The 19,271-nt window shown below is 63.9% G+C and carries 17 protein-coding genes; 15 read left to right on the top strand and 2 right to left on the bottom strand.

Going from position 1 to position 19,271, the window contains the following annotated elements; all coding sequences use genetic code 11:
• Nucleotides 1-151 precede the first annotated feature (151 nt).
• The gene (locus RBA41_RS21570) at nt 152-616 is read right to left on the bottom strand and encodes a universal stress protein (RefSeq protein WP_099876073.1); all 465 of its coding nucleotides are present in this window, start codon (nt 614-616) and stop codon (nt 152-154) included.
• Between the two features lie 420 nt (nt 617-1,036).
• Here RBA41_RS21570 and RBA41_RS21575 point away from each other — a divergent pair, with 420 nt between their 5' ends.
• From RBA41_RS21575 to trpA, 15 genes are all read left to right on the top strand, one after another.
• Entirely contained in the window at nt 1,037-1,885 is an 849-nt protein-coding gene (locus RBA41_RS21575) for a protein phosphatase CheZ (RefSeq protein ID WP_306626310.1), read from the top strand.
• The gene (locus RBA41_RS21580) at nt 1,885-3,792 is read left to right on the top strand and encodes a chemotaxis protein CheA (protein ID WP_306626311.1); all 1,908 of its coding nucleotides are present in this window, start codon (nt 1,885-1,887) and stop codon (nt 3,790-3,792) included. Before RBA41_RS21575 ends, RBA41_RS21580 begins: the two co-directional genes overlap by 1 nt.
• An 80-nt stretch (nt 3,793-3,872) precedes the next feature.
• The gene (locus tag RBA41_RS21585) at nt 3,873-5,558 is read left to right on the top strand and encodes a DUF805 domain-containing protein (protein WP_306626312.1); all 1,686 of its coding nucleotides are present in this window, start codon (nt 3,873-3,875) and stop codon (nt 5,556-5,558) included.
• A 129-nt stretch (nt 5,559-5,687) separates the two neighbouring features.
• Complete coding sequence (locus RBA41_RS21590) at nt 5,688-6,026, top strand: hypothetical protein (RefSeq protein ID WP_306626313.1); 339 nt, start codon at nt 5,688-5,690, stop codon at nt 6,024-6,026.
• 82 nt (nt 6,027-6,108) lie between these two features.
• Nucleotides 6,109-6,444 carry a DUF805 domain-containing protein gene (locus tag RBA41_RS21595; protein ID WP_510184554.1) on the top strand — a complete coding sequence of 112 codons (336 nt, stop codon included), beginning with the start codon at nt 6,109-6,111 and terminating at the stop codon, nt 6,442-6,444.
• 172 nt (nt 6,445-6,616) lie between these two features.
• A complete protein-coding gene (gene leuC / locus RBA41_RS21600; RefSeq protein ID WP_306626315.1) occupies nt 6,617-8,020 on the top strand; it encodes a 3-isopropylmalate dehydratase large subunit in 1,404 nt (467 codons plus the stop codon).
• Nucleotides 8,021-8,043: 23 nt separating this feature from the next.
• Nucleotides 8,044-8,166 carry an entericidin A/B family lipoprotein gene (locus tag RBA41_RS21605; RefSeq protein WP_306626316.1) on the top strand — a complete coding sequence of 41 codons (123 nt, stop codon included), beginning with the start codon at nt 8,044-8,046 and terminating at the stop codon, nt 8,164-8,166.
• A 67-nt stretch (nt 8,167-8,233) separates the two neighbouring features.
• Complete coding sequence (gene leuD, locus RBA41_RS21610; protein WP_306626317.1) at nt 8,234-8,881, top strand: 3-isopropylmalate dehydratase small subunit; 648 nt, start codon at nt 8,234-8,236, stop codon at nt 8,879-8,881.
• A gap of 20 nt (nt 8,882-8,901) precedes the next feature.
• Nucleotides 8,902-9,972, top strand: a complete 1,071-nt coding sequence (gene leuB / locus RBA41_RS21615; RefSeq protein ID WP_306626318.1) for a 3-isopropylmalate dehydrogenase — start codon at nt 8,902-8,904, stop codon at nt 9,970-9,972.
• A gap of 30 nt (nt 9,973-10,002) precedes the next feature.
• Nucleotides 10,003-11,130, top strand: coding sequence for an aspartate-semialdehyde dehydrogenase (asd, locus tag RBA41_RS21620; protein WP_306626319.1), 1,128 nt, complete (start codon nt 10,003-10,005; stop codon nt 11,128-11,130).
• A gap of 324 nt (nt 11,131-11,454) precedes the next feature.
• Complete coding sequence (locus tag RBA41_RS21625) at nt 11,455-14,307, top strand: motility hub landmark protein FimV (RefSeq protein ID WP_306626320.1); 2,853 nt, start codon at nt 11,455-11,457, stop codon at nt 14,305-14,307.
• A gap of 27 nt (nt 14,308-14,334) precedes the next feature.
• A complete protein-coding gene (truA, locus tag RBA41_RS21630; protein ID WP_306626321.1) occupies nt 14,335-15,132 on the top strand; it encodes a tRNA pseudouridine(38-40) synthase TruA in 798 nt (265 codons plus the stop codon).
• Nucleotides 15,133-15,141: 9 nt separating this feature from the next.
• The gene (locus tag RBA41_RS21635) at nt 15,142-15,804 is read left to right on the top strand and encodes a phosphoribosylanthranilate isomerase (protein ID WP_306626322.1); all 663 of its coding nucleotides are present in this window, start codon (nt 15,142-15,144) and stop codon (nt 15,802-15,804) included.
• 310 nt (nt 15,805-16,114) lie between these two features.
• On the top strand, nt 16,115-17,362 hold the full coding sequence (trpB, locus tag RBA41_RS21640; protein ID WP_306626323.1) for a tryptophan synthase subunit beta: 1,248 nt from the start codon (nt 16,115-16,117) through the stop codon (nt 17,360-17,362).
• 63 nt (nt 17,363-17,425) lie between these two features.
• The gene (gene trpA, locus RBA41_RS21645) at nt 17,426-18,223 is read left to right on the top strand and encodes a tryptophan synthase subunit alpha (protein WP_306626324.1); all 798 of its coding nucleotides are present in this window, start codon (nt 17,426-17,428) and stop codon (nt 18,221-18,223) included.
• A 70-nt stretch (nt 18,224-18,293) separates the two neighbouring features.
• On the opposite strand, the gene RBA41_RS21650 is transcribed toward trpA, so the two are convergent.
• Nucleotides 18,294-19,121, bottom strand: coding sequence for a PEP-CTERM sorting domain-containing protein (locus RBA41_RS21650; RefSeq protein WP_306626325.1), 828 nt, complete (start codon nt 19,119-19,121; stop codon nt 18,294-18,296).
• Between the last annotated feature and the right edge of the window lie 150 nt (nt 19,122-19,271).

Consider the following 19,271-nt stretch of genomic DNA (forward strand, 5'->3'; position numbering starts at 1 on the left):
TTGCAATCAGGTAAGTAAGCATGAACGGCGCGCGCGCCGCTGAAAAAAGACTACCAAAAAGCAAGACGGCGCCAGCGCCGATGCCCCGCGGCCCGGCATAGGGTACGGCAAAATTGTCGCTCGCGCCATATTCAGCACTGCTAGGTAAGTGCTAGGTTCCGGGCTCCGTGATCAGCCGGTGAACCAGCACCGGCTTGCTGGTGTGCGACAGCACCTTGTTTGTCACACTGCCCAGCAACAGCTGGCCCCAGCCGCTGCGCCCGTGCGAACCCATGAAGATCAGGTCGCACTGGCGCTGCTCCGCCACCTCGACGATTTTCAGCGCGGCGGCGTCGGCAAACGCCGTCAGGCCCTCGCAGCGCAGCCCCGCATCCTGCGCCGCCCGCAGGACCGAACCGAGGTGCTCCTGGCCGACGCGCCGCATCTGCGCCAGGTATTCCTCTTCGCTGGGGTAGGAGGGCGGAATGATTTCCACGTACACCGGGTACTGGTACTCCGGCGCGACATACAGGACCAGCACATCGGCCCCCATCTGTTTGGCGAAGTTCACGCCGGCGCAGGCCGTGTGCTTCGATACCGCCGAGCCATCGGTCGTAATCAGAATTTTCCGATACATGATGAGTTCTCCCACACAGCAGGTCGTATTCTGTATTGTAGTGCGCAATCTGACGATTGATAGAACGCCATCCTTTGATCTTGATCAAACTGACAAGCAAGCTGGACAAGAAACGTGACATCGTTTTTTTGCCTGGAACAGGCGATTCGCTTCCTCCGCGCAAAGCCCCCTTACGAAATACAACACTCCACAGTATCAATTGCACATCAAAGTCACGTTTTAATTATCGATGGCACAAGTTTCGCGTGCCATTTTGCCGCGACCCATGCACAGTGATTTACCAAGGGCACTTCACGCTGCTAAACTCGCGTAAACCCGGCGATGTTGCCGCGCATCATGCTCTGCCCCAAACTTGCATGGCACTACCAGACACCAGCAGATTGATTGCGAACACTTTACAAACATGGAGAAGCAGGGACTATGACCGACGCCGCTGATGATTTCGACGCATTATTCGAGGAAGTGTCCGCGCAGCGCAGCAGCGAACCGGCGCCCGCAGTTGCGCCGGCGCCCGCCGCCGCTGCCGAAGACGATATGGAAGCATTGTTCGACCAGGTCGCTTCGACCCGTCCGCCCGAGTCCGCGCCTGCGCCTGTCGCCGCGGCTGCGCCAGCGGCCCCTGCCTTGGCTGCCGCCCCCGCCGCGGAAGGCGGCGCCGTCGAAACCGACGAGCACGGCAAACCCATGTTCGAGCGCCTCGGCGGCATCGTGCGCCTGCTGCACGACTCGCTGCGCGAACTGGGCTACGACAAGGCCCTGTCGGAAGCGTCGACCCAGATCGTCGATGCCCAGGATCGCCTGGAATACGTCGCCAGCCTGACCGAGCAGGCCGCCAACAAGGTCCTCAACACGCTCGACGAAGGCATGCCGGCGCAGGACGTGCTGTCGAAGAAAGCCAAGGTCATGGACACGCGCTGGGCCGACCTGTTCGCGGGCAAGCTCAGCATCGACGAATTCAAGACCCTGGCCGGCGACTCGCGCGCCTTTGCCCAGGCCGTGACCGACGCCACCGAAGCCGAAAAAGCGCGCCTGCTCGACATCATGATGGCCCAGGATTTCCAGGACATCACGGGCCAGCTGATCAAGAAAGTGGTGATCATCACCAAGACGGTGGAACACGAACTGGCCGAGCTGCTGCGCGACAACGCGCCGCCGGCGGTGCGCGAAAAACTGCTGCACAAGCCAGCGCTGATGTCGGGGCCGTCGTTCCCGTCCGTCGCACTCGATCAAGACAATGTTGACGACCTACTTGCCGATCTGGGATTCTAATGGACGATATGCTCAAGGATTTCGTCGTCGAGGCGATGGATCTTGCAGTCAACGTAGAAGAACACCTGCTCGCCCTCGAGCGCGACCCGAACAATAAGGAAACGCTCAACGCGGTGTTTCGCTCGTTCCACACAATCAAGGGTGGCGCGGGCTTCATGAACCTGCCGGCCCTGGTGGCGGCCTGCCACCTGACCGAGAACCTGTTCGACGCGCTGCGCACCGGCGCCGCGCCCGTCACGCCGATCGCCATCGAAGCGGCGCTGCAGGCATCGGGCTTCGTGGCCGACCAGCTGACCGACCTGTCGAACGGCGCCAGGCCCGAACAACTGGCCTCGATGCCCGATTCGCTGGAACGCATCCTGGTCAACGCCATCGAAGGCAAGGGCGATGCGCCGCCGAAGCCAGCCCCCGTGGCCGCACCGGCGCCCGCACCGGTGGCCGCCGCGCCGGCCGCAGCCGCTCCTGTTCCTGCCGCCGCCTCCACCTCCGCCAGCGCTCCCGGCGCCGATGGCCTCGACTGGGAAGCCATGTTCGTCGCGGTCACGCCGGCCGGCACCTACACCCCGGCCGAGAAGCCTGCCGCCGCTGCCGCTCCCGAACCGGCCGCCGCTCCCGTGGCTGCCGCCGCACACGCACCGGCCGCCGCCAAGCCGGCCGCCGCCGATGCCGGCGCCGACCGCCGCGAAGAAAAGGTGCAGGAATTCCGCGCCGCCTCCGCGCCCGCCAAGGAAGACAGCATCCGCGTCGACGCCGTCAAGCTCGACGCCCTGCTCGAAGTGGCCGGCGAGTCGGTGCAGGCCGCCAACCAGGCTGCCGTGCTGCTCGAACGCCTGCTGCAATTCAAATTCGAAGGCCCAGCCGCCACCCTCATGGCGACCCTGACCGAAACGCTGGAACGCGCCTCGCGCTATTCGGCCGAACTGCAGCGCGCCACGCTGGCCACGCGCATGCAGCCGGTCGGCCGCCTGTTCCAGAAATTCCCGCGCCTGGTGCGCGAACTGGCCAAGGACCTGGGCAAGGACGTCGAACTGACCATCGAAGGGGCCGAGACGGAAGTCGACCGCGTGGTCGTCGACAGCCTGTACGACCCGCTGGTGCACATGCTCAGGAATGCGCTCGACCACGGCGTCGAATCGCCCGAAGACCGGCTCGCGGCCGGCAAGCCGTCGAAGGCGTTCATCTCGCTCAAGGCCTGGCAGGAAGCGAACAGCGTCATGATCGTGCTGCAGGACGACGGCAAGGGCATGGACCCGAACGCGCTGCGCCGCAAGGCCGTGCAAAAAGGCCTGATCAACGAAAACGGCGCCCCGAGCGACGAAGAAGCCTACCAGCTGGTGTTCCTGCCGGGCTTTTCGACCAAGGAAGTGGCGTCCTCGGTATCCGGCCGCGGGGTCGGCATGGACGTGGTCAAGACCGCGGTGGAAAAGAACCGTGGCGCGATCCACATCGATTCCTCGCTCGGCCACGGCACCAAGTTCGCGATCCGCCTGCCGATCGAACTGTCGATCGTGCCGACCATGCTGGTGTCGACATCCGGCGCCGCCCTGGCGCTGCCGATGGCGGTGGTCCAGCGCGTGGTCGAACTGCCCGACAATTTCATGAACGTCGGCGGCGCGCCGGTGCTCAAGGACCAGGGACGCCCGCTGCCGGTGCGCTCGCTGGCAAGCTCGCTCGGTTACGAAGCCTGCTCCGAAAAAGTCGGCATCGTGATCGCCGCGCCCCAGCCTTACATCCTGGCGGTGGAAGCGGTGGACGGCACCGCCGACCTGGTGATCAAGCCGATGACCGCCATCAGCGTCGATGGCATCACCGGCACGGCGCGCTCGGCCGAAGGCGAACTGGTACTGGTGGTCGGCCTGTCGTTCCTCATGGATGGCTGCCGCAGCACCCTCAAAGTCGCGGCCTGATTGTCCCAAAGCGCTGCCGCCGGACCTGTTCCGCGGCAGCGCGTCTTCTCTTCCCCATCATTGACAACGTTGACGTTGCCTTGCATCTGAATGCATGGCAGCATGGCATCGTTTATTTTCCACAAAAAAACTTAATTGAAAGTCGTACATCGATGGCGTCGGAAACTTTTGAGCAGGTGCTGAGCACTGCACAGGCGGATGGATCCTTGAATCCGGCCTGGAAAAAATTGGTGAACACGCGTTTTTTCGTTCCTGTCAGAGCGGCTGCCGGCAGCGCCGCCAGCAGCGCCGAATTGCATCTGACCGATGCCGCGGGCGACGGCAAGCGCTCGATCCTGGTGGCGGAAGTGCGCGCGCAGGTCGAGCCGCAGCAAGGCAGCGTGCTGACCTCTCTGCTGGGGCATGATCTGGTGCGCATGCTGCAGCCCGGCGCCGGCATCCGGATCGCCTTGAGCGATCGCGTTTTCGAGATCGCCAGCGACCGGGTCGAGTGGCTCCGGAAGGGCATCGAAGCATCGCTGGCCAAGGCCGCCGCCAAGGCGGGTGGCGCCGCGTCGGCAGCCGCACCCGTACCAGCAGCCGCACCAGCGTCCGTGCCTGTTCGCGCAGCTGAACCGGTGCGCGCGCCGGCAGCGGTCATCCCCGGCAAGGCCGCGCCGGCCCGGACCAGCGTTCGCCGCCCGGCCGCCGCTACCCTCGACGTCGCCGCGCTCGAGCCGCGCAGCGTCGTCATGCCCAACATCGGCCTCGCCTTGTTCGTGCCGGCCGCCTGGGGCGAGAGCAGCACGCCGGGCGGCCTGCGCTTTCAGGACAAGAAGAGCGGCACGCTGCTCGAACTGACCGGGTCGTTGCGTCCCAACGTCTCGCTGACTCAGTGGATGAGCAACCGCATCGGCATGGTGCAGCGGGACATGCCCTGCCTGACGCAGGACGGCCCGGCATATGACATCAACGGCGAAGGCTGGGGCGAGCGGATCGAAGGCAAGGCCGCCGAATTTAGCGGCACGTTCCCCGGCGACAAAGCCGCAAGCCGCTTCCTGCTGGCCTGCATGCGCATCGATGGCACCGTGGTGGCGATCACGATCCGCGCCCCGGCCGCCGCATTCGAGCAACACCGCGCCGTGTACCAATGGCTTCTCGGCCGCGTCAACATCAAACCGGTGGCGGCGGAGCTGTACAGCATGGCCGCGGCGTCCGGCGGCGCCAGCATCAATGCGCTGGAGGCCGGGGTGTATAGCGTGTCGGCGGCCTCCATGGGGGGCGGCGCGGCCGCGCAGCGCGAAGAGGGCGACGAGCCGGGCATGGTCGGCTTGTCGATGAAAGGCCGCATCGGCCGGCTGCGGGCAATGGCTTACTCGATGCCGCTCCTCGTTGCGGTGTTCGTCGGAGGGGTCGCGACCGCAGTGGTCGGCCTCAATGCGGGGGTGGCCGTGTATGTCGTTGGCGGCCTGGTTGCCATTGCGATCTTGTATCTGTCCATACGGCTGATGGTGTTGCGCATGCACGACGTGAACCTGAGCGGCAAATGGCTGATCGGATTGTTCGCGGCCATGATGCTCATGGGAGCCTTTGACAAGAAGGAACTCATGGCTGTGGCGTTGATTCTTTTCTCGTTCGGAACCATGCTCATTTACTGCCTGGTTCCAGGCACCGGCGGCGAGAACGACTATGGCGGCGCGACCGGGCCCGATTCCACCCTGGTCAAGGTGGGTGCGGGACTGTTCATCCTCATGTATGGCGTTTCCTTGCTGGGTCAGCTGACGTAGGCAAGGCGCGCGCCATCGCGCCGCGGCGGCGCGGTCCGGCTATCCTTACATTGAAAGTTGTTATTAGATGTCGCAAGATTTCGAGCAGGTGCTCAGCGCCGCGCAGGCGGACGGATCGTTGAATCCGGCATGGAAAAAATTTGTCAGTACCAAGTTCTTTGTTCCGGTCATCCGGCCGCCGAGCCGGTGCGCATGCTGCACGCCGAAGCGGGTATCCTGGCCGCCCTGAGCGATCGTACCGTCGACATTGCCGGGGACCGCGTCGAGTGGCTCAGGAAGGGCATCGAAGCGTCGCTGGCCAAGGCCGCCGCAAGGCGATTGAATTTACCGGCACTTTTCCCGGTGACGAATCGGAGAGCCGCTACCTGGTCGCCTTGGTGCGTGTTGACGGCATCATGGTCTCGATTGCGATTCGTGCAGGGGCAGACGCGTTCGAGCAAAACCGGGCCCTGTACAAGTGGTTCCTGAGCCGCGTCGACATCGATGAAGCGTCGGCCGAGGTGTACGGCGCGCCTGCGCGCGCTGGCTTACTCGCTCGGTCTTCCTGCCGCTGGTCCTGCTGGCTATCGTGGCCCCCGCCATTGGGCGGAAAATGTCGCGTATCCGGACTGCCGCGATCCTGATAGGCGTCGCCTTGTCGATGTTCTTCTGCATGCGCCTGATGGTGCTGCGCCTGCATGACGTGAACCTGAGCGGCAAATGGCTGCTCGGGTTGATTCTGGCCATCGGTCTTGGCGGGGCAGTGGGCAAGGAGTATTTCGTCATGGCCGCCTCGGTCATGTTCTGGAGCGGTTCGGCGCCAAAGCGTACATGGCGATGGCCGTATCGAAGAGCGACCCGGCATCGATGGCCAGGGTCGACGAGTTCCTTCGATCGTTCACCCTGACCCGCTAGCCAAGCGATCGTTCGCTGACGCGATACATTAAGTGAATAAACTTCAGCAAAGGCGTATCGAAAACTCCCAAAGTATCAAAATGGTGCAAGGACTACTGCGGTGCACAAATATGGCATAATCAAATGCAGTACTCGATTCATGCAGTCGCCTAAGACCAACCATCATGATAAAAACGCTCTACGACAAACTCTGGGAATCGCACGTCGTGCGTTCCGACGACGACGGTACGACGGTGCTGTACATCGACCGCCACCTGCTGCATGAAGTGACCAGCCCGCAGGCCTTCGATGGCCTGCGCGCCGCCAACCGCAAGCTATGGCGCAATTCGGCCAACCTGGCGGTGGCCGACCACAACGTGCCGACCACCGACCGCAAGGACGGCATCGCCGACCCCACCTCGCGCCTGCAGGTCGAAACGCTCGACGCCAACTCGAAGAGTTACGGCCTGACGTACTTCAACATGAACGACAAGCGCCAGGGCATCGTGCACGTGATCGGTCCCGAGCAGGGCGCGACGCTGCCCGGCATGACGGTGGTGTGCGGCGACTCGCACACGTCGACCCACGGCGCCTTCGGATGCCTGGCGCACGGCATCGGCACGTCCGAAGTCGAGCACGTGCTGGCGACGCAAACGCTGCTGGCCAAGAAATCCAAATCGATGCTGGTGCAGGTCGACGGCGCGCTGCCGGCCGGGGTGACCGCCAAGGATATCGTGCTGGCCGTGATCGGCAAGATCGGCACCGCCGGCGGCACCGGCTACGCCATCGAATTCGGCGGCGCCGCCATCCGCGCGCTGTCGATGGAAGGGCGCATGACGGTCTGTAACATGGCGATCGAAGCGGGCGCGCGCGCCGGCATGATCGGCGTGGACGACACCACCATCAATTACGTCAAGGGCCGCCCGTATGCGCCGGCCGGTCCGCACTGGGACCGCGCGGTCGATTACTGGCGCACCCTGCATTCGGACCAGGGCGCCCAGTTCGACATGGTCGTGCTGCTCAATGCCGCCGACGTCAAGCCGCAGGTCACCTGGGGCACCTCGCCCGAAATGGTCACCTCGATCGACGGCCGCGTGCCCGATCCCGACCAGGAAAAAGACGCCGTGCGGCGCGACGCCATGGAAAAGGCGCTGGTCTACATGAACCTCAAGCCAAACACGCCGATCGCCGACATCCGCATCGACAAGGTGTTCATCGGCTCGTGCACCAATTCGCGCATCGAAGACTTGCGCGCGGCCGCGGCCGTGGTGCGCGGCAAGCACCGCGCATCGAACGTGCGCCTGGCGCTGGTGGTGCCGGGCTCCGGACTGGTGAAAGACCAGGCCGAGCGCGAAGGACTGGACAAGATTTTCAAGGACGCGGGCTTCGAATGGCGCGAGCCAGGCTGCTCGATGTGCCTTGCCATGAATGCCGACCGGCTCGAGCCGGGCGAGCGCTGCGCCTCGACCTCGAACCGCAATTTCGAAGGTCGCCAGGGGCAGGGCGGGCGTACCCACCTGGTATCGCCCGCCATGGCGGCGGCGGCCGGCATCACCGGCCATTTCGTCGACGTGCGCGCACTGCGCTAACATCCATCGTCTGTGAGTTTGTAATGAAAAAGCTGTTTGCCCTGTTTGCCATCGCACTGCTGCTCACCGCTTGCAATACCGTATCGGGCTTTGGCAGGGACATTCAAAAAGTCGGCCAGAAGATAGACGGCGCCGGCAAAAAATAACAGGCGGATCCGCGGACCGCCGCGTCGCTCCCGCCCAGGCGGGGGCGCGCCCACACTGCAAAAGACCATGGATAAATTTACGATATACGAAGGCCTGGTGGCCCCGCTCGACCGCGCCAACGTCGATACGGATGCGATCATTCCCAAGCAGTTCCTCAAGTCGATCCTGCGCACCGGCTTCGGCCCCAATCTGTTCGACGAATGGCGCTATCTCGATCACGGCGAGCCGGGCAAGGACAACAGCGGCCGTCCGCTCAATCCCGACTTCGTACTCAACGAGGCGCGCTACCAGGGCGCTTCGATTCTGCTCACGCGCAAGAACTTCGGCTGCGGCTCCTCGCGCGAACACGCGCCATGGGCGCTCGACCAGTACGGTTTTCGCGCCATCATCGCACCGAGCTTCGCCGACATCTTCTTCAACAACTGCTACAAGAGCGGCCTGCTGCCGATCGTCCTCGCCGAGTCGCAGGTCGAGCATCTGTTCAACGAAGTGAAGGCCTTCCCCGGTTTCCGCCTGGTGGTGGACCTGGAGCAGCAGCGCATCTCCACCTCGAACGGCGCGGTGAGCTACGACTTCCAGATCGACCCGTTCCGCAAATACTGCCTGTTGAATGGCCTGGACGACATCGGCCTGACCCTGCGCCACGCGGACGAGATCCGCGCCTTCGAAGAGCGCCACCTGGCGGCCCAGCCCTGGCTGGCCAACGTCATCTGAACACAAGAAAAAGAGATCACATGAAGATTGCAATCCTGCCCGGCGACGGCATCGGCCCTGAAATCATGGCGCAAGCGGTCAAGGTACTGAACGTCCTTGGCGAACAATTCGAGATGGAGACCGCCGACGTCGGCGGCGCCGGCTACGCCGCCCACGGCCACCCGCTGCCGCCGGCCACGCTGGCGCTGGCCAAGAGCGCCGACGCGGTGCTGTTCGGCGCCGTCGGCGACTTCAAGTACGACACCCTGGAGCGCTCGCTGCGTCCGGAGCAGGCCATCCTCGGGTTGCGCCGCGAGCTGGCGCTGTTCGCCAACCTGCGTCCGGCCATCCTGTATCCGGAACTGGCCGGGGCGTCGACCCTGAAGCCCGAAGTGGTGTCGGGCCTGGACATCCTGATCATCCGCGAACTGACCGGCGACATCTATTTCGGCAAGCCGCGCGGCGTGCGCGAATGCCCGGACGGCCCGTTCAAGGGCGAGCGCGAAGGCTTCGACACCATGCGCTACGCCGAAACGGAAATCCGCCGCATCGCGCACGTGGCCTTCCAGGCCGCGCAAAAGCGCAGCAAGCGCGTTACCAGCGTGGACAAGGCCAATGTGCTGGAGACGTTCCAGTTCTGGCGCGACATCGTCACCGACGTGCACAGGGAGTATCCCGACATCGAGCTCGATCACATGTACGTCGATAACGCGGCGATGCAGCTGGTGCGCGCGCCGAAGAAATTCGACGTCATGGTCACCGGGAATATGTTCGGCGATATTCTGTCCGACTGCGCCGCCATGCTCACCGGTTCGATCGGCATGCTGCCATCGGCCTCGCTCGACGCCAGCAACAAGGGCCTGTACGAACCGTCGCACGGTTCGGCGCCCGACATCGCCGGCAAGGGCATCGCCAATCCGCTGGCGACGATTCTGTCGGCGGCGATGATGCTGCGCTTTTCGCTCGACAAGGCCGAGCAGGCCGACCGCATCGAGAACGCGGTGAAAAAAGTGCTGGCGCAAGGCTTGCGCACGGCGGATATTTTTGAAGCCGGTACCACCAAAGTCGGTACCGAGGAAATGGGCAATGCAGTGGTCAAGGCGCTTGGGTAAAGCGGTCTTTAACGATAACGAGGAAAGAAGATGAAATTAGTAGGCTTGGTAGGTTGGCGCGGTATGGTTGGTTCGGTCCTGATGCAGCGCATGCAGGACGAGGGCGATTTCGCCCACATCGAACCGGTGTTCTTCACAACGTCGAACGCGGGCGGTAAAGCGCCTGCGATGGCGAAGAACGAGACTACCCTGAAAGACGCAACCGACATTACCGAGCTGTCGAAATGCGAGATCATCATTTCCTGCCAGGGCGGCGACTACACCAGCGAGGTGTTCCCGAAGCTGCGCGCGTCCGGCTGGAACGGCTACTGGATCGACGCCGCCTCGACCCTGCGCATGAATGACGACGCCGTCATCGTGCTCGACCCGGTCAACCTCGACGTCATCAAGAACGCGATGACCAAGGGTGTGAAGAACTACATCGGCGGCAACTGCACCGTGTCGTGCATGCTGATGGGCCTGGGCGGGCTGTTCCAGCACAATCTGGTCGACTGGATGAGTTCCATGACCTACCAGGCCGCGTCCGGCGGTGGCGCCCAGCACATGCGCGAGCTGCTGACCCAGTTCGGCACCATCAATCAATCGGTCAAGGCGCTGCTGGACAACCCGGCTGCCGCCATCCTCGAAATCGACCGCACCGTGCTGGCTACCCAGCATGGCATGTCGGCCGATGAGACCAAGCAGTTCGGCGTGCCGCTGGCCGGCAACCTGATTCCGTGGATCGACAAGGACCTGGGCAACGGCCAGTCGAAGGAAGAATGGAAGGCCGGCGCCGAGACCAACAAGATCCTCGGCCTGGGCGCGGCCTTCGGCAGCACCGAGATTCCGGTCGATGGCCTGTGCGTGCGCGTGGGCGCGATGCGCTGCCACTCGCAGGCGCTGACCATCAAGCTGAAAAAGGATGTGCCGCTCGACGAGATCAACGACATCATCGCCGCCAACAACCAGTGGGTGAAGGTGGTGCCGAACACGCGTGAAGCGTCGGTGCGCGACCTGTCGCCGGCGGCGGTCACGGGCAGCCTGACCATTCCGGTCGGCCGCCTGCGCAAGATGTCGATGGGCGGCGAGTACCTGTCCGCCTTCACCGTGGGCGACCAGTTGCTGTGGGGCGCGGCCGAACCGTTGCGCCGCATGCTGCGAATTATTCTGGACAAGTAAATACGTGTAGAATTGCGTGTTGTGCATGCAATCAGTGCACAACACGGCAGCGGTGGCCGGCGCGACACTTGCGTTTTTAGCCACCGTTACCACGGTTTTTCGTATCCTTCTTGATAATTCAGTTGTTAAATCTTGCAAGGTACTTGACATAACGGCATGAATGCGGTTCTGAGTGAGCTGTTACAGAAAGCGCGAAATTGCGTATTTAGTGAGCAACTGCCCGACATAGTTGCTCCAAAAACTTGCATGCTCTAGTGCATGATGATATGTTGAGACCTCCGGGAAACCAGCCTTCTCCCCCGTCAACTCATGATGCCGCCAACTATGCATTTAAACACTCGCTCCAAGCTCACTTCGTTCGCGTTGAAAACCCTCACAGGCGCTGTTGCCAGTGCGGTGTTTCTGTCCACCTCAGCATACGCGGCTGGTCTCGGTAAACTGACCGTACTGTCCGCACTCGGCCAGCCCCTGAACGCAGAGATCGAACTGACCTCGGTTGCCAATGACGAAGCGAGCGGTCTGACGGCCAAGCTGGCCCCGGCAGAAGCCTTCCGTCAAGCCAATATCGATTTCAATCCTGCCCTGCTGTCGCTGCGTTTCAGCGTCGAGCAGCGCGGCGGCCGCCAGTTCATCAAAGTCACTTCTTCGCAGCCTGTCAACGAACCGTTCGTCGATATGTTGCTCGAATTGAACTGGGGTTCGTCGGGCCGACTGGTGCGCGAATACACCTTCCTGCTCGATCCTGTCGAAATGCGTTCGACCCAGACCGCGCAAGTATCCGCGCCGGTCGACGTACTCTCGCAGGGTAACCGCAACGGCGCCAAGTCCGGTGCCAAGGCCGGCGCCAAGACTGGACCGGCAAGCGCCGCCAAGCCGCCTGCCGAAGCGCCTGCGGAACCGAAGGCAGCCGAGCCGAAGGCCGCGCCATCGCAAGAGCCGCAGCGTGCTGCCGGCAGGGGCGAGGGCGACAGCGAGTACAAGGTCAAGCGTGGCGATACGCTGGGCAAGATCGCGGCGCAAGTCAAGCCGGCCGATATTTCGCTCGACATGATGCTGGTCGCGCTGTACCGCGCCAATCCGGACGCCTTTGCAGGCAACAACATGAACCGCCTGAAATCGGGCCAGATCCTGGCGGTGCCCGAGGCGGCATCGATCAAGGGTTCCGAAGGCGAAGCGCGCGGCGTCGTGGTGGCCCATGCCACCGACTTCAACGCGTACCGCAACAAGCTCGCCGGCCAGGTCGCCAGCGGTTCGGCCGACAAGGAACCTGAAAAGACCCAGAGCGCCGCCGGCAAGATCACCGCCAAGGTGGCCGAGCGTCCAACCGCCGCCAACGAATCGAAAGACCAGCTCAAGCTGTCGAAAGCGACCGGCGCGACCGACGCCGCCGGCAAAACCGGCGCGCTGACGCCGGAAGACAAGATCGCCAAAGAAAAAGCCATGGCCGACGCCACCAAGCGCGTCAAGGAACTGGAAAAGAACGTTGGCGATCTCGAAAAGATCATGACGGTCAAGAGCAAGACCGCCGCCGGCGCGACCGCGCCGAAGACGCCGATCACGGAAGTGGTCAGCGCCAAGCCGCCTGCCGCCACGCCAGCGGTCGTCACGCCGCCGCCAGTGCCAGTGGCGCCGCCTGCCGCCGTGACGCCGCCGGTCACCCCTCCGGCAGCGACCCCGCCAGTGGTGACGCCAGCGCCCGTGGTTGCCGATGCGCCCGTACCGGCGCCGGCCGTCGTGCCTGCACCGCCGCCAGTGGCCAAGCCGGCAGCGCCAGCACCGGAGCCAAGCTTCTTCGACATGCTGATGGAAAACATCGTCCTCGTGGTCGCTGCCATCGTTGCCTTGCTGGCCGGCCTGTTCGGCCTGTCGAAATGGCGCGAACGCAAGCAGGTCGAGCGCAATCCGTCGGAGCCGTCGATCCTCGGCGCGCCGACCGACCAGGCGCACTCCCTGTTCGCCGAAACCGGCGGCCAGAGCGTGGACACCAACAACAGCGTGTTCAACTCCAGCTTCGCCCCATCGGCCAGCCAGCTCGACACCAATGAAGTCGATCCGGTCGCCGAAGCCGACGTCTACATCGCCTACGGCCGCGATGCCCAGGCTGAAGAGATCCTCAAGGAAGCGCTGCGCACCCATCCCGACCGCTACCCGGTCCGCCTGAAACTGCTGGAAATCTACGCCGCCCGCAAGGATCAGCGCGCGTTCGAGAGCCAGGCCAGCGAACTGTACGGCATGACCAAGGGCCAGGGCGACGAGTGGGCACAAGCGGCTGCACTGGGCCTGTCGATCGATGCGATGAACCCGCTGTACGCCAGCGCCGGCAGCAGCGCGGCAACGGCCGACAGCAATCAGCGCGCGGATCTGGCCGACCAGTTCGATGCTTCGGCAATCGACAACGGTCCGCACAGCGCGCTGATGGACCTCGACCTCGACCTGAGCAAGGACGCCACCGCCACGCCGGTTGCACCGGCACCGGTAGCGCCGGCACCAGTAGCCAAGGCAGCCGAAGAGCACACCCTCGACTTCGACCTGGGCGGCATGAGCTTCGAGCCGGTGACCGAGACCAAACCACCGGTGGTGACGCCGGCAGCGGAAGTCATGGACGAGCATCACCTGTCGTTCGACACGCCAGCGGCAGCGCCGGTCCACGTCGAGCCAGTGAAGGCCGACACGCCGGACATGGATTTCGACATGGACTTCAATGCACCGGCAACCAGCGCACCAGCGCCGGCGGCCAGCACGGTCAACATGTCCAAGCCGCCAGCGGACGACGATTTCAACCTCGATGGCATGAACTTCGACCTGCCGCAATCGACCACGCCGGGCGCCGTGCCTAGCCTGGCCAACGACGATCCGTTCGCTGCCGACACCAAGACCGCCAGGGCTGACGCCACGCCGGACTTCGACATGAACTCGCTCGACCTCGACCTGCCTGCAGGCAGCAGCGCCGACACCACCGCACTGCCGGACTTCAACGACATCGGCAGCGCCAGTGACGTGCCGGCCGGCGAACTGACGGCGGTCCAGATGGAGATGGAGACCAAGCTTGACCTGGCCATCGCCTATCAGGAAATCGGCGACAAGGAAGGCGCACGCGAACTGCTCGACGAAGTCATCAAGGGCGGCAGCGCTTCCCAGGTGGCGAAGGCGAACGAGATGCGCATCAAGCTGGCTTGATGAACCACGGCTGTTACTGGATCTAGATTGAAGCGAATAGCACTGGGAGTCCAGTACGACGGTACCGCCTTCAACGGCTACCAGAAGCAGCCAGACCGCAACACGGTGCAGGACCGGCTCGAAATCGCGCTCGAAAAATTCGCGCGCGTCGAGCTGGGTACCACCTGCGCCGGCCGTACCGATACCGGCGTTCACGCGCTCGAACAGGTGGTCCATTTCGACACCGAACTGTCGCGCAGCATGCAATCCTGGGTGCGCGGCGTGAATGCCTTTTTGCCCGACGCGATCGCCGTGCGCTGGGCCACCGAAGTGCCCGAGCATCCGGGGCAGGAATTCCACGCCCGCTTCGCCGCCTTTGCGCGCACCTACCACTACGTCCTGTACAACAATCCGATCCGCTCGCCGCTGCTGGTGGGCCGCGCCGGCTGGGTATTTCGTCCGCTCGACGTGGACCTGATGCGCGCCGCCGCGCAGTGCCTGGTCGGCACGCATGATTTTTCCGCTTTCCGTTCCTCGCAATGCCAGGCCAAGTCGCCGGTCAAGCAGATGCACGCGGTCCATATCGAGCGGCATGGCGAAGTGATCGTGTTCACGCTGCGCGCCAGCGCGTTCCTGCATCACATGGTGCGCAACCTGATCGGCTCCCTGATCTACGTCGGGCAGGGCCGTCATTCGCCCGCATGGCTGCAGGACGTGCTCGAAGGGCGCGACCGCAACGACGCGGCGCCCACCTTCATGCCCGATGGCCTGTACCTGGCCAAGATCGACTACGATCCCAAATGGGGCTTGCCGCACGAGGCGGCCCGTCCACTGCCCTGGTTTTAAAGGCCATCCATGCAACGCACACGCATCAAGATTTGCGGGCTGACCCGCCCTGAAGACGTCCAGGCCGCAGTGGCCGCGGGCGCCGATGCACTCGGCTTCGTGTTTTACCCGAAAAGCCCGCGCTATGTCACCCCCGCGCAGGCCGGCGCGTTGATGTCGGCGGTGCCGCCGTTCGTCTCCACGGTGGCGCTGTTCGTCAACGCCAGCATCGACGAGGTGAGGGCGGTTGCGGCCGTGGCGCCGTTTGCGCAGCTGCAGTTCCATGGCGACGAAACGGTGGAGCAGTGCGCCGCGATCGCCGCCGCGGTCGGGCGTCCGTTCATGCGCGTGTTCCGCGTGCGTCCCGAGACCACCGGCGCCGACCTGCTGGCCGAAGAGGCGCTGTGCCGCGCCGCCAGCCCGCTGTTCTCAAGCCTGCTGCTCGACACCTTCGTGGACGCCTACGGTGGCGCCGGCAAGGTCTTCGACTGGGCTGTCATTCCGGCCGAACTGGCCCCGCGCGTGGTGCTGAGCGGCGGCCTGACGGTCGACACGGTGGCCGGCGCGGTGCGCCAGGTGCGTCCGTACGCGGTCGACATCAGCAGCGGCGTCGAACAGGCCAAGGGCATCAAGGATGCCGCCAGGATCGACGCTTTCACTGGCGCCGTACGGTTGGCCGATCACGGGGCCTGAAGCGCCTGATGCGTCGGCGTCACCACAAGCGGCGCCGATTTGCTAGAATACGTTCAACAATACCGCACTACCAGTTGCCCGCATCCGGCGTCCGCCCGGAGCGCGTGACCTCCACGGTGGCGCAGGAAAGGCTGCGATTTGGTTACTCATTCCAAAAGAACGCGCGCCTCGGGTCGTTTTGTGTGGTGGCTCGGGCGTACTAAACGCGATTGACGCGGGGCTGCTCACGCCCCTGTTTTTCCAGCCATGGACCGCCGCCTTCGCGGCTGCGGCCGGCCTGCCGATATCACCTTCGAAAGCGAGCATACTCATGAAAGACGCACCTGCGCGCGGCCCTGCCGCCCCGATTTTCCAGACTTCCGATTACCAGCTCCCCGATGCGCGCGGCCACTTCGGCCCGTACGGCGGTTCCTTCGTCGCCGAAACGCTCACTCACGCGCTGGCCGAGCTGAAAGAGGCGTACGCCAAATACAGCCACGATCCCGAATTCCTCGACGAATTCCGCTATGAGCTCAAGCACTTCGTCGGCCGTCCGTCGCCGATTTACCACGCCAAGCGCTGGTCCGAGCAGCAGGGCGGGGCACAGATCTTCTTCAAGCGCGAAGACCTGAACCACACCGGCGCGCACAAGATCAATAACGTGATCGGCCAGGCACTGCTGGCCAAGCGCATGGGCAAGCCGCGCATCATCGCCGAAACCGGCGCCGGCCAGCACGGCGTGGCCACGGCCACCATCTGCGCCCGCTTCGGGCTCGAATGCGTGGTCTACATGGGCAGCGAAGACGTCAAGCGCCAGGCCCAGAACGTGTACCGCATGAAGCTCCTGGGCGCGACCGTGGTGCCGGTGGAATCGGGCTCCAGGACGCTCAAGGACGCGCTCAACGAAGCGATGCGCGACTGGGTCACCAACATCGAAAACACTTTCTACATCATCGGCACGGTGGCCGGTCCCCATCCGTATCCGATGATGGTGCGCGACTTCCAGTCGGTCATCGGCGAGGAATGCCTGGTGCAGATGCCGGAACTGGCCGGACGCCAGCCCGACTACGTGCTGGCCTGTATTGGCGGCGGCTCGAACGCGATGGGGATTTTTTACCCTTACATCGACGAGAAGAACGTCAAGCTGATCGGCGTGGAAGCGGCCGGCGAAGGGCTCGATTCGGGCAAGCATTCGGCCTCGCTCACGGCCGGCATTCCGGGCGTGTTGCACGGTAACCGCACCTATCTGCTGCAGGACGAGAACGGCCAGATCATCGAGACGCATTCGGTGTCGGCGGGGCTCGATTATCCGGGCGTGGGGCCGGAACACGCGTGGTTGAAGGATCTGGGACGCGCGCAGTACGTGTCGGTGACCGATGACGAAGCGCTGCAGGCGTTCCACGACTGCTGCCATATCGAAGGCATCATCCCGGCGCTGGAGTCGTCGCACGCGCTGGCCTATGCGGCCAAGCTGGCGGCCACCCTGCCCAAGGAGCAGCTGATCCTGGTGAACCTGTCGGGCCGGGGCGACAAGGACATGCACACGGTGGCGGAGCGGATGGGACTCGATTTCAGCTGATTTTTCAGCGCAATTGTGTTCTGAAGTCCGACCTTTTCGACCACCCTACAAGAAAGCATCGCCATGTCCAGAATCGCACCAACCTTTGCCGCCTTGGCGGCCAGTAAAAAAACCGCGCTCGTCACCTTCATCACGGCGGGCGACCCGGGTCCGGAAATGACCGTGCCGCTGATGCACGCCCTGGTTGCCGGCGGCGCCGACATCCTCGAACTGGGAGTGCCGTTTTCCGATCCGATGGCCGAAGGGCCGGTCATCCAGCGCGCCTGCGAGCGCGCGCTCAAGTTCAATGTCGGCATCGGCGACGTGTTCGGCTATGTGCAAGAGTTCCGCAAAACCAATCAGAGCACGCCGGTGGTGCTGATGGGGTATGCCAATCCGATCGAGCGCATTGGCACCGACGCCTTCATCGCGCGGGCCAAAGAGGCGGGCGCCGATGGCGCGATCGTGGTCGATTATCCACCCGAGGAGTGCGAGGAATTTGCCACGGCGATGCGCGCCAGCGACCTCGATCTGATCTTCCTGCTGGCGCCGACATCGACGCCGGAGCGCATTGCGCAGGTGGCCAGATTCGGCAGCGGCTTTAGCTACTACGTGTCGCTCAAGGGCGTCACGGGGGCGGGCAATATCGACGTGGCCGATGTGGCGCGCCGCCTGGCGCCGATTCGCGAGCATGTGAAGCTGCCGATCGGTGTGGGCTTCGGGATTCGCGATGGCGAGACCGCCAGGGCGGTGGCCCAGGTGGCCGACGCGGTGGTGATCGGCAGCCGGATTATCCAGGAGATCGAGGCGACGCCGAAAGAGCAGGCCGTGGAGGCCGTGCAGCGTTTCGTCGCGGGCATCCGCGGCGCGCTCGATCGCTGACTGCGGACCGAAGCGCGCCGCCTGCTTTTTAGCGGCTTGGCAGCCGCTTCAGGTCGGCCAGGGTCCGGTGTCAGCGGCGGCGGCGGCGCGCCGTTGCCGCCAGTACCCCAAGGCCGGCCAGCAGCATCGCGTAGGTAGCCGGTTCCGGCACCGGCGAGGTGGCCAGGGTGTGGGCCGAGGCCATCGCGTTGAAGGTCACCATGTTGGTGATCGAGGCGCTCGAGCGGTTGTTGAGCACATAGTCCACACGGGTGGCCTGGAACAGGCTGGTGGTGCTCTCGTCAGGCATGTAGGTGGCGGCGAGGTGCTCGTCCGGACGGGAGTAGCCGGACGACTCGGGAACGTCCTGGAAAATCAGGAAGTGCACGTCGGCATACGAGCCGCCGTCGATCAGGCCCGGGGCGCGCGTCGCGGTTGCATACAGGTCGGCCGTGATGCGCACCGCGGTGTTAGGGGACAGGATGAAATGAACGTGGCCCGACGTGGCGAGACTGGTCGCCTCGGCCTCGCCACCCGCGCTGCTGGCCTGCGCTTGCATCACCAAGCCGTCGAACAAGCGGCCGGTCACGCTTGCCGAGGCGTTCAGCGCCGTGCTGGCGGAGGGGGCATACGATGCGCTGCGCTGGTACGGTTCAGACATTGTCTCGTTGTGCCGCTGCGTGTCGTTGTAGCCGCTGCGCTGGTCGGCCAGCTTCAACTCCGTGTACGGATCTTCAAAATAATAACCGCCGGTGACGTTGAAATTGAGCGAAGGCGTGATGCCGTCGTTCAGATCGAGATCGATCAGCTCGAAACCGATATTGCTGACCGTGCCACGTGCGGTCGTAGCGGCGTACGAGGGCGCAGCAGCGGCCAGACTGAGGACGGCCGACAGGATGGCTGTGCGGTAGGTGTGCATGAACTCTCCGTTAAAAAAAATGCAATCTTAATTGAAGATATAGCACAGCGCACGTGTTCTTTTTGCTTTCGTGTCGATCGTTTCCGCGTCACACCTGGCAGACCGCCGTGCAGGCAAAAGCGAACAGGCAAGTGCCCGGATGGTCGCCTT

Source organism: Massilia scottii (assembly GCF_030846495.1).
Classification (GTDB): domain Bacteria; phylum Pseudomonadota; class Gammaproteobacteria; order Burkholderiales; family Burkholderiaceae_D; genus Telluria_A; species Telluria_A violaceinigra.

What these genes read in the sequence shown, in the direction of transcription:
- leuC (WP_306626315.1), top strand. Translation starts at nt 6,617, where the DNA reads ATGATAAAAACGCTCTACGACAAACTCTGGGAATCGCACGTCGTGCGT.
- RBA41_RS21590 (WP_306626313.1), top strand. Translation starts at nt 5,688, where the DNA reads ATGGAAAAAATTTGTCAGTACCAAGTTCTTTGTTCCGGTCATCCGGCC.
- RBA41_RS21635 (WP_306626322.1), top strand. Translation starts at nt 15,142, where the DNA reads ATGCAACGCACACGCATCAAGATTTGCGGGCTGACCCGCCCTGAAGAC.
- leuB (WP_306626318.1), top strand. Translation starts at nt 8,902, where the DNA reads ATGAAGATTGCAATCCTGCCCGGCGACGGCATCGGCCCTGAAATCATG.
- leuD (WP_306626317.1), top strand. Translation starts at nt 8,234, where the DNA reads ATGGATAAATTTACGATATACGAAGGCCTGGTGGCCCCGCTCGACCGC.
- asd (WP_306626319.1), top strand. Translation starts at nt 10,003, where the DNA reads ATGAAATTAGTAGGCTTGGTAGGTTGGCGCGGTATGGTTGGTTCGGTC.
- RBA41_RS21650 (WP_306626325.1), bottom strand. Translation starts at nt 19,121, where the DNA reads ATGCACACCTACCGCACAGCCATCCTGTCGGCCGTCCTCAGTCTGGCC.
- RBA41_RS21625 (WP_306626320.1), top strand. Translation starts at nt 11,455, where the DNA reads ATGCATTTAAACACTCGCTCCAAGCTCACTTCGTTCGCGTTGAAAACC.
- trpB (WP_306626323.1), top strand. Translation starts at nt 16,115, where the DNA reads ATGAAAGACGCACCTGCGCGCGGCCCTGCCGCCCCGATTTTCCAGACT.
- trpA (WP_306626324.1), top strand. Translation starts at nt 17,426, where the DNA reads ATGTCCAGAATCGCACCAACCTTTGCCGCCTTGGCGGCCAGTAAAAAA.
- RBA41_RS21605 (WP_306626316.1), top strand. Translation starts at nt 8,044, where the DNA reads ATGAAAAAGCTGTTTGCCCTGTTTGCCATCGCACTGCTGCTCACCGCT.
- RBA41_RS21580 (WP_306626311.1), top strand. Translation starts at nt 1,885, where the DNA reads ATGGACGATATGCTCAAGGATTTCGTCGTCGAGGCGATGGATCTTGCA.
- RBA41_RS21570 (WP_099876073.1), bottom strand. Translation starts at nt 616, where the DNA reads ATGTATCGGAAAATTCTGATTACGACCGATGGCTCGGCGGTATCGAAG.
- RBA41_RS21575 (WP_306626310.1), top strand. Translation starts at nt 1,037, where the DNA reads ATGACCGACGCCGCTGATGATTTCGACGCATTATTCGAGGAAGTGTCC.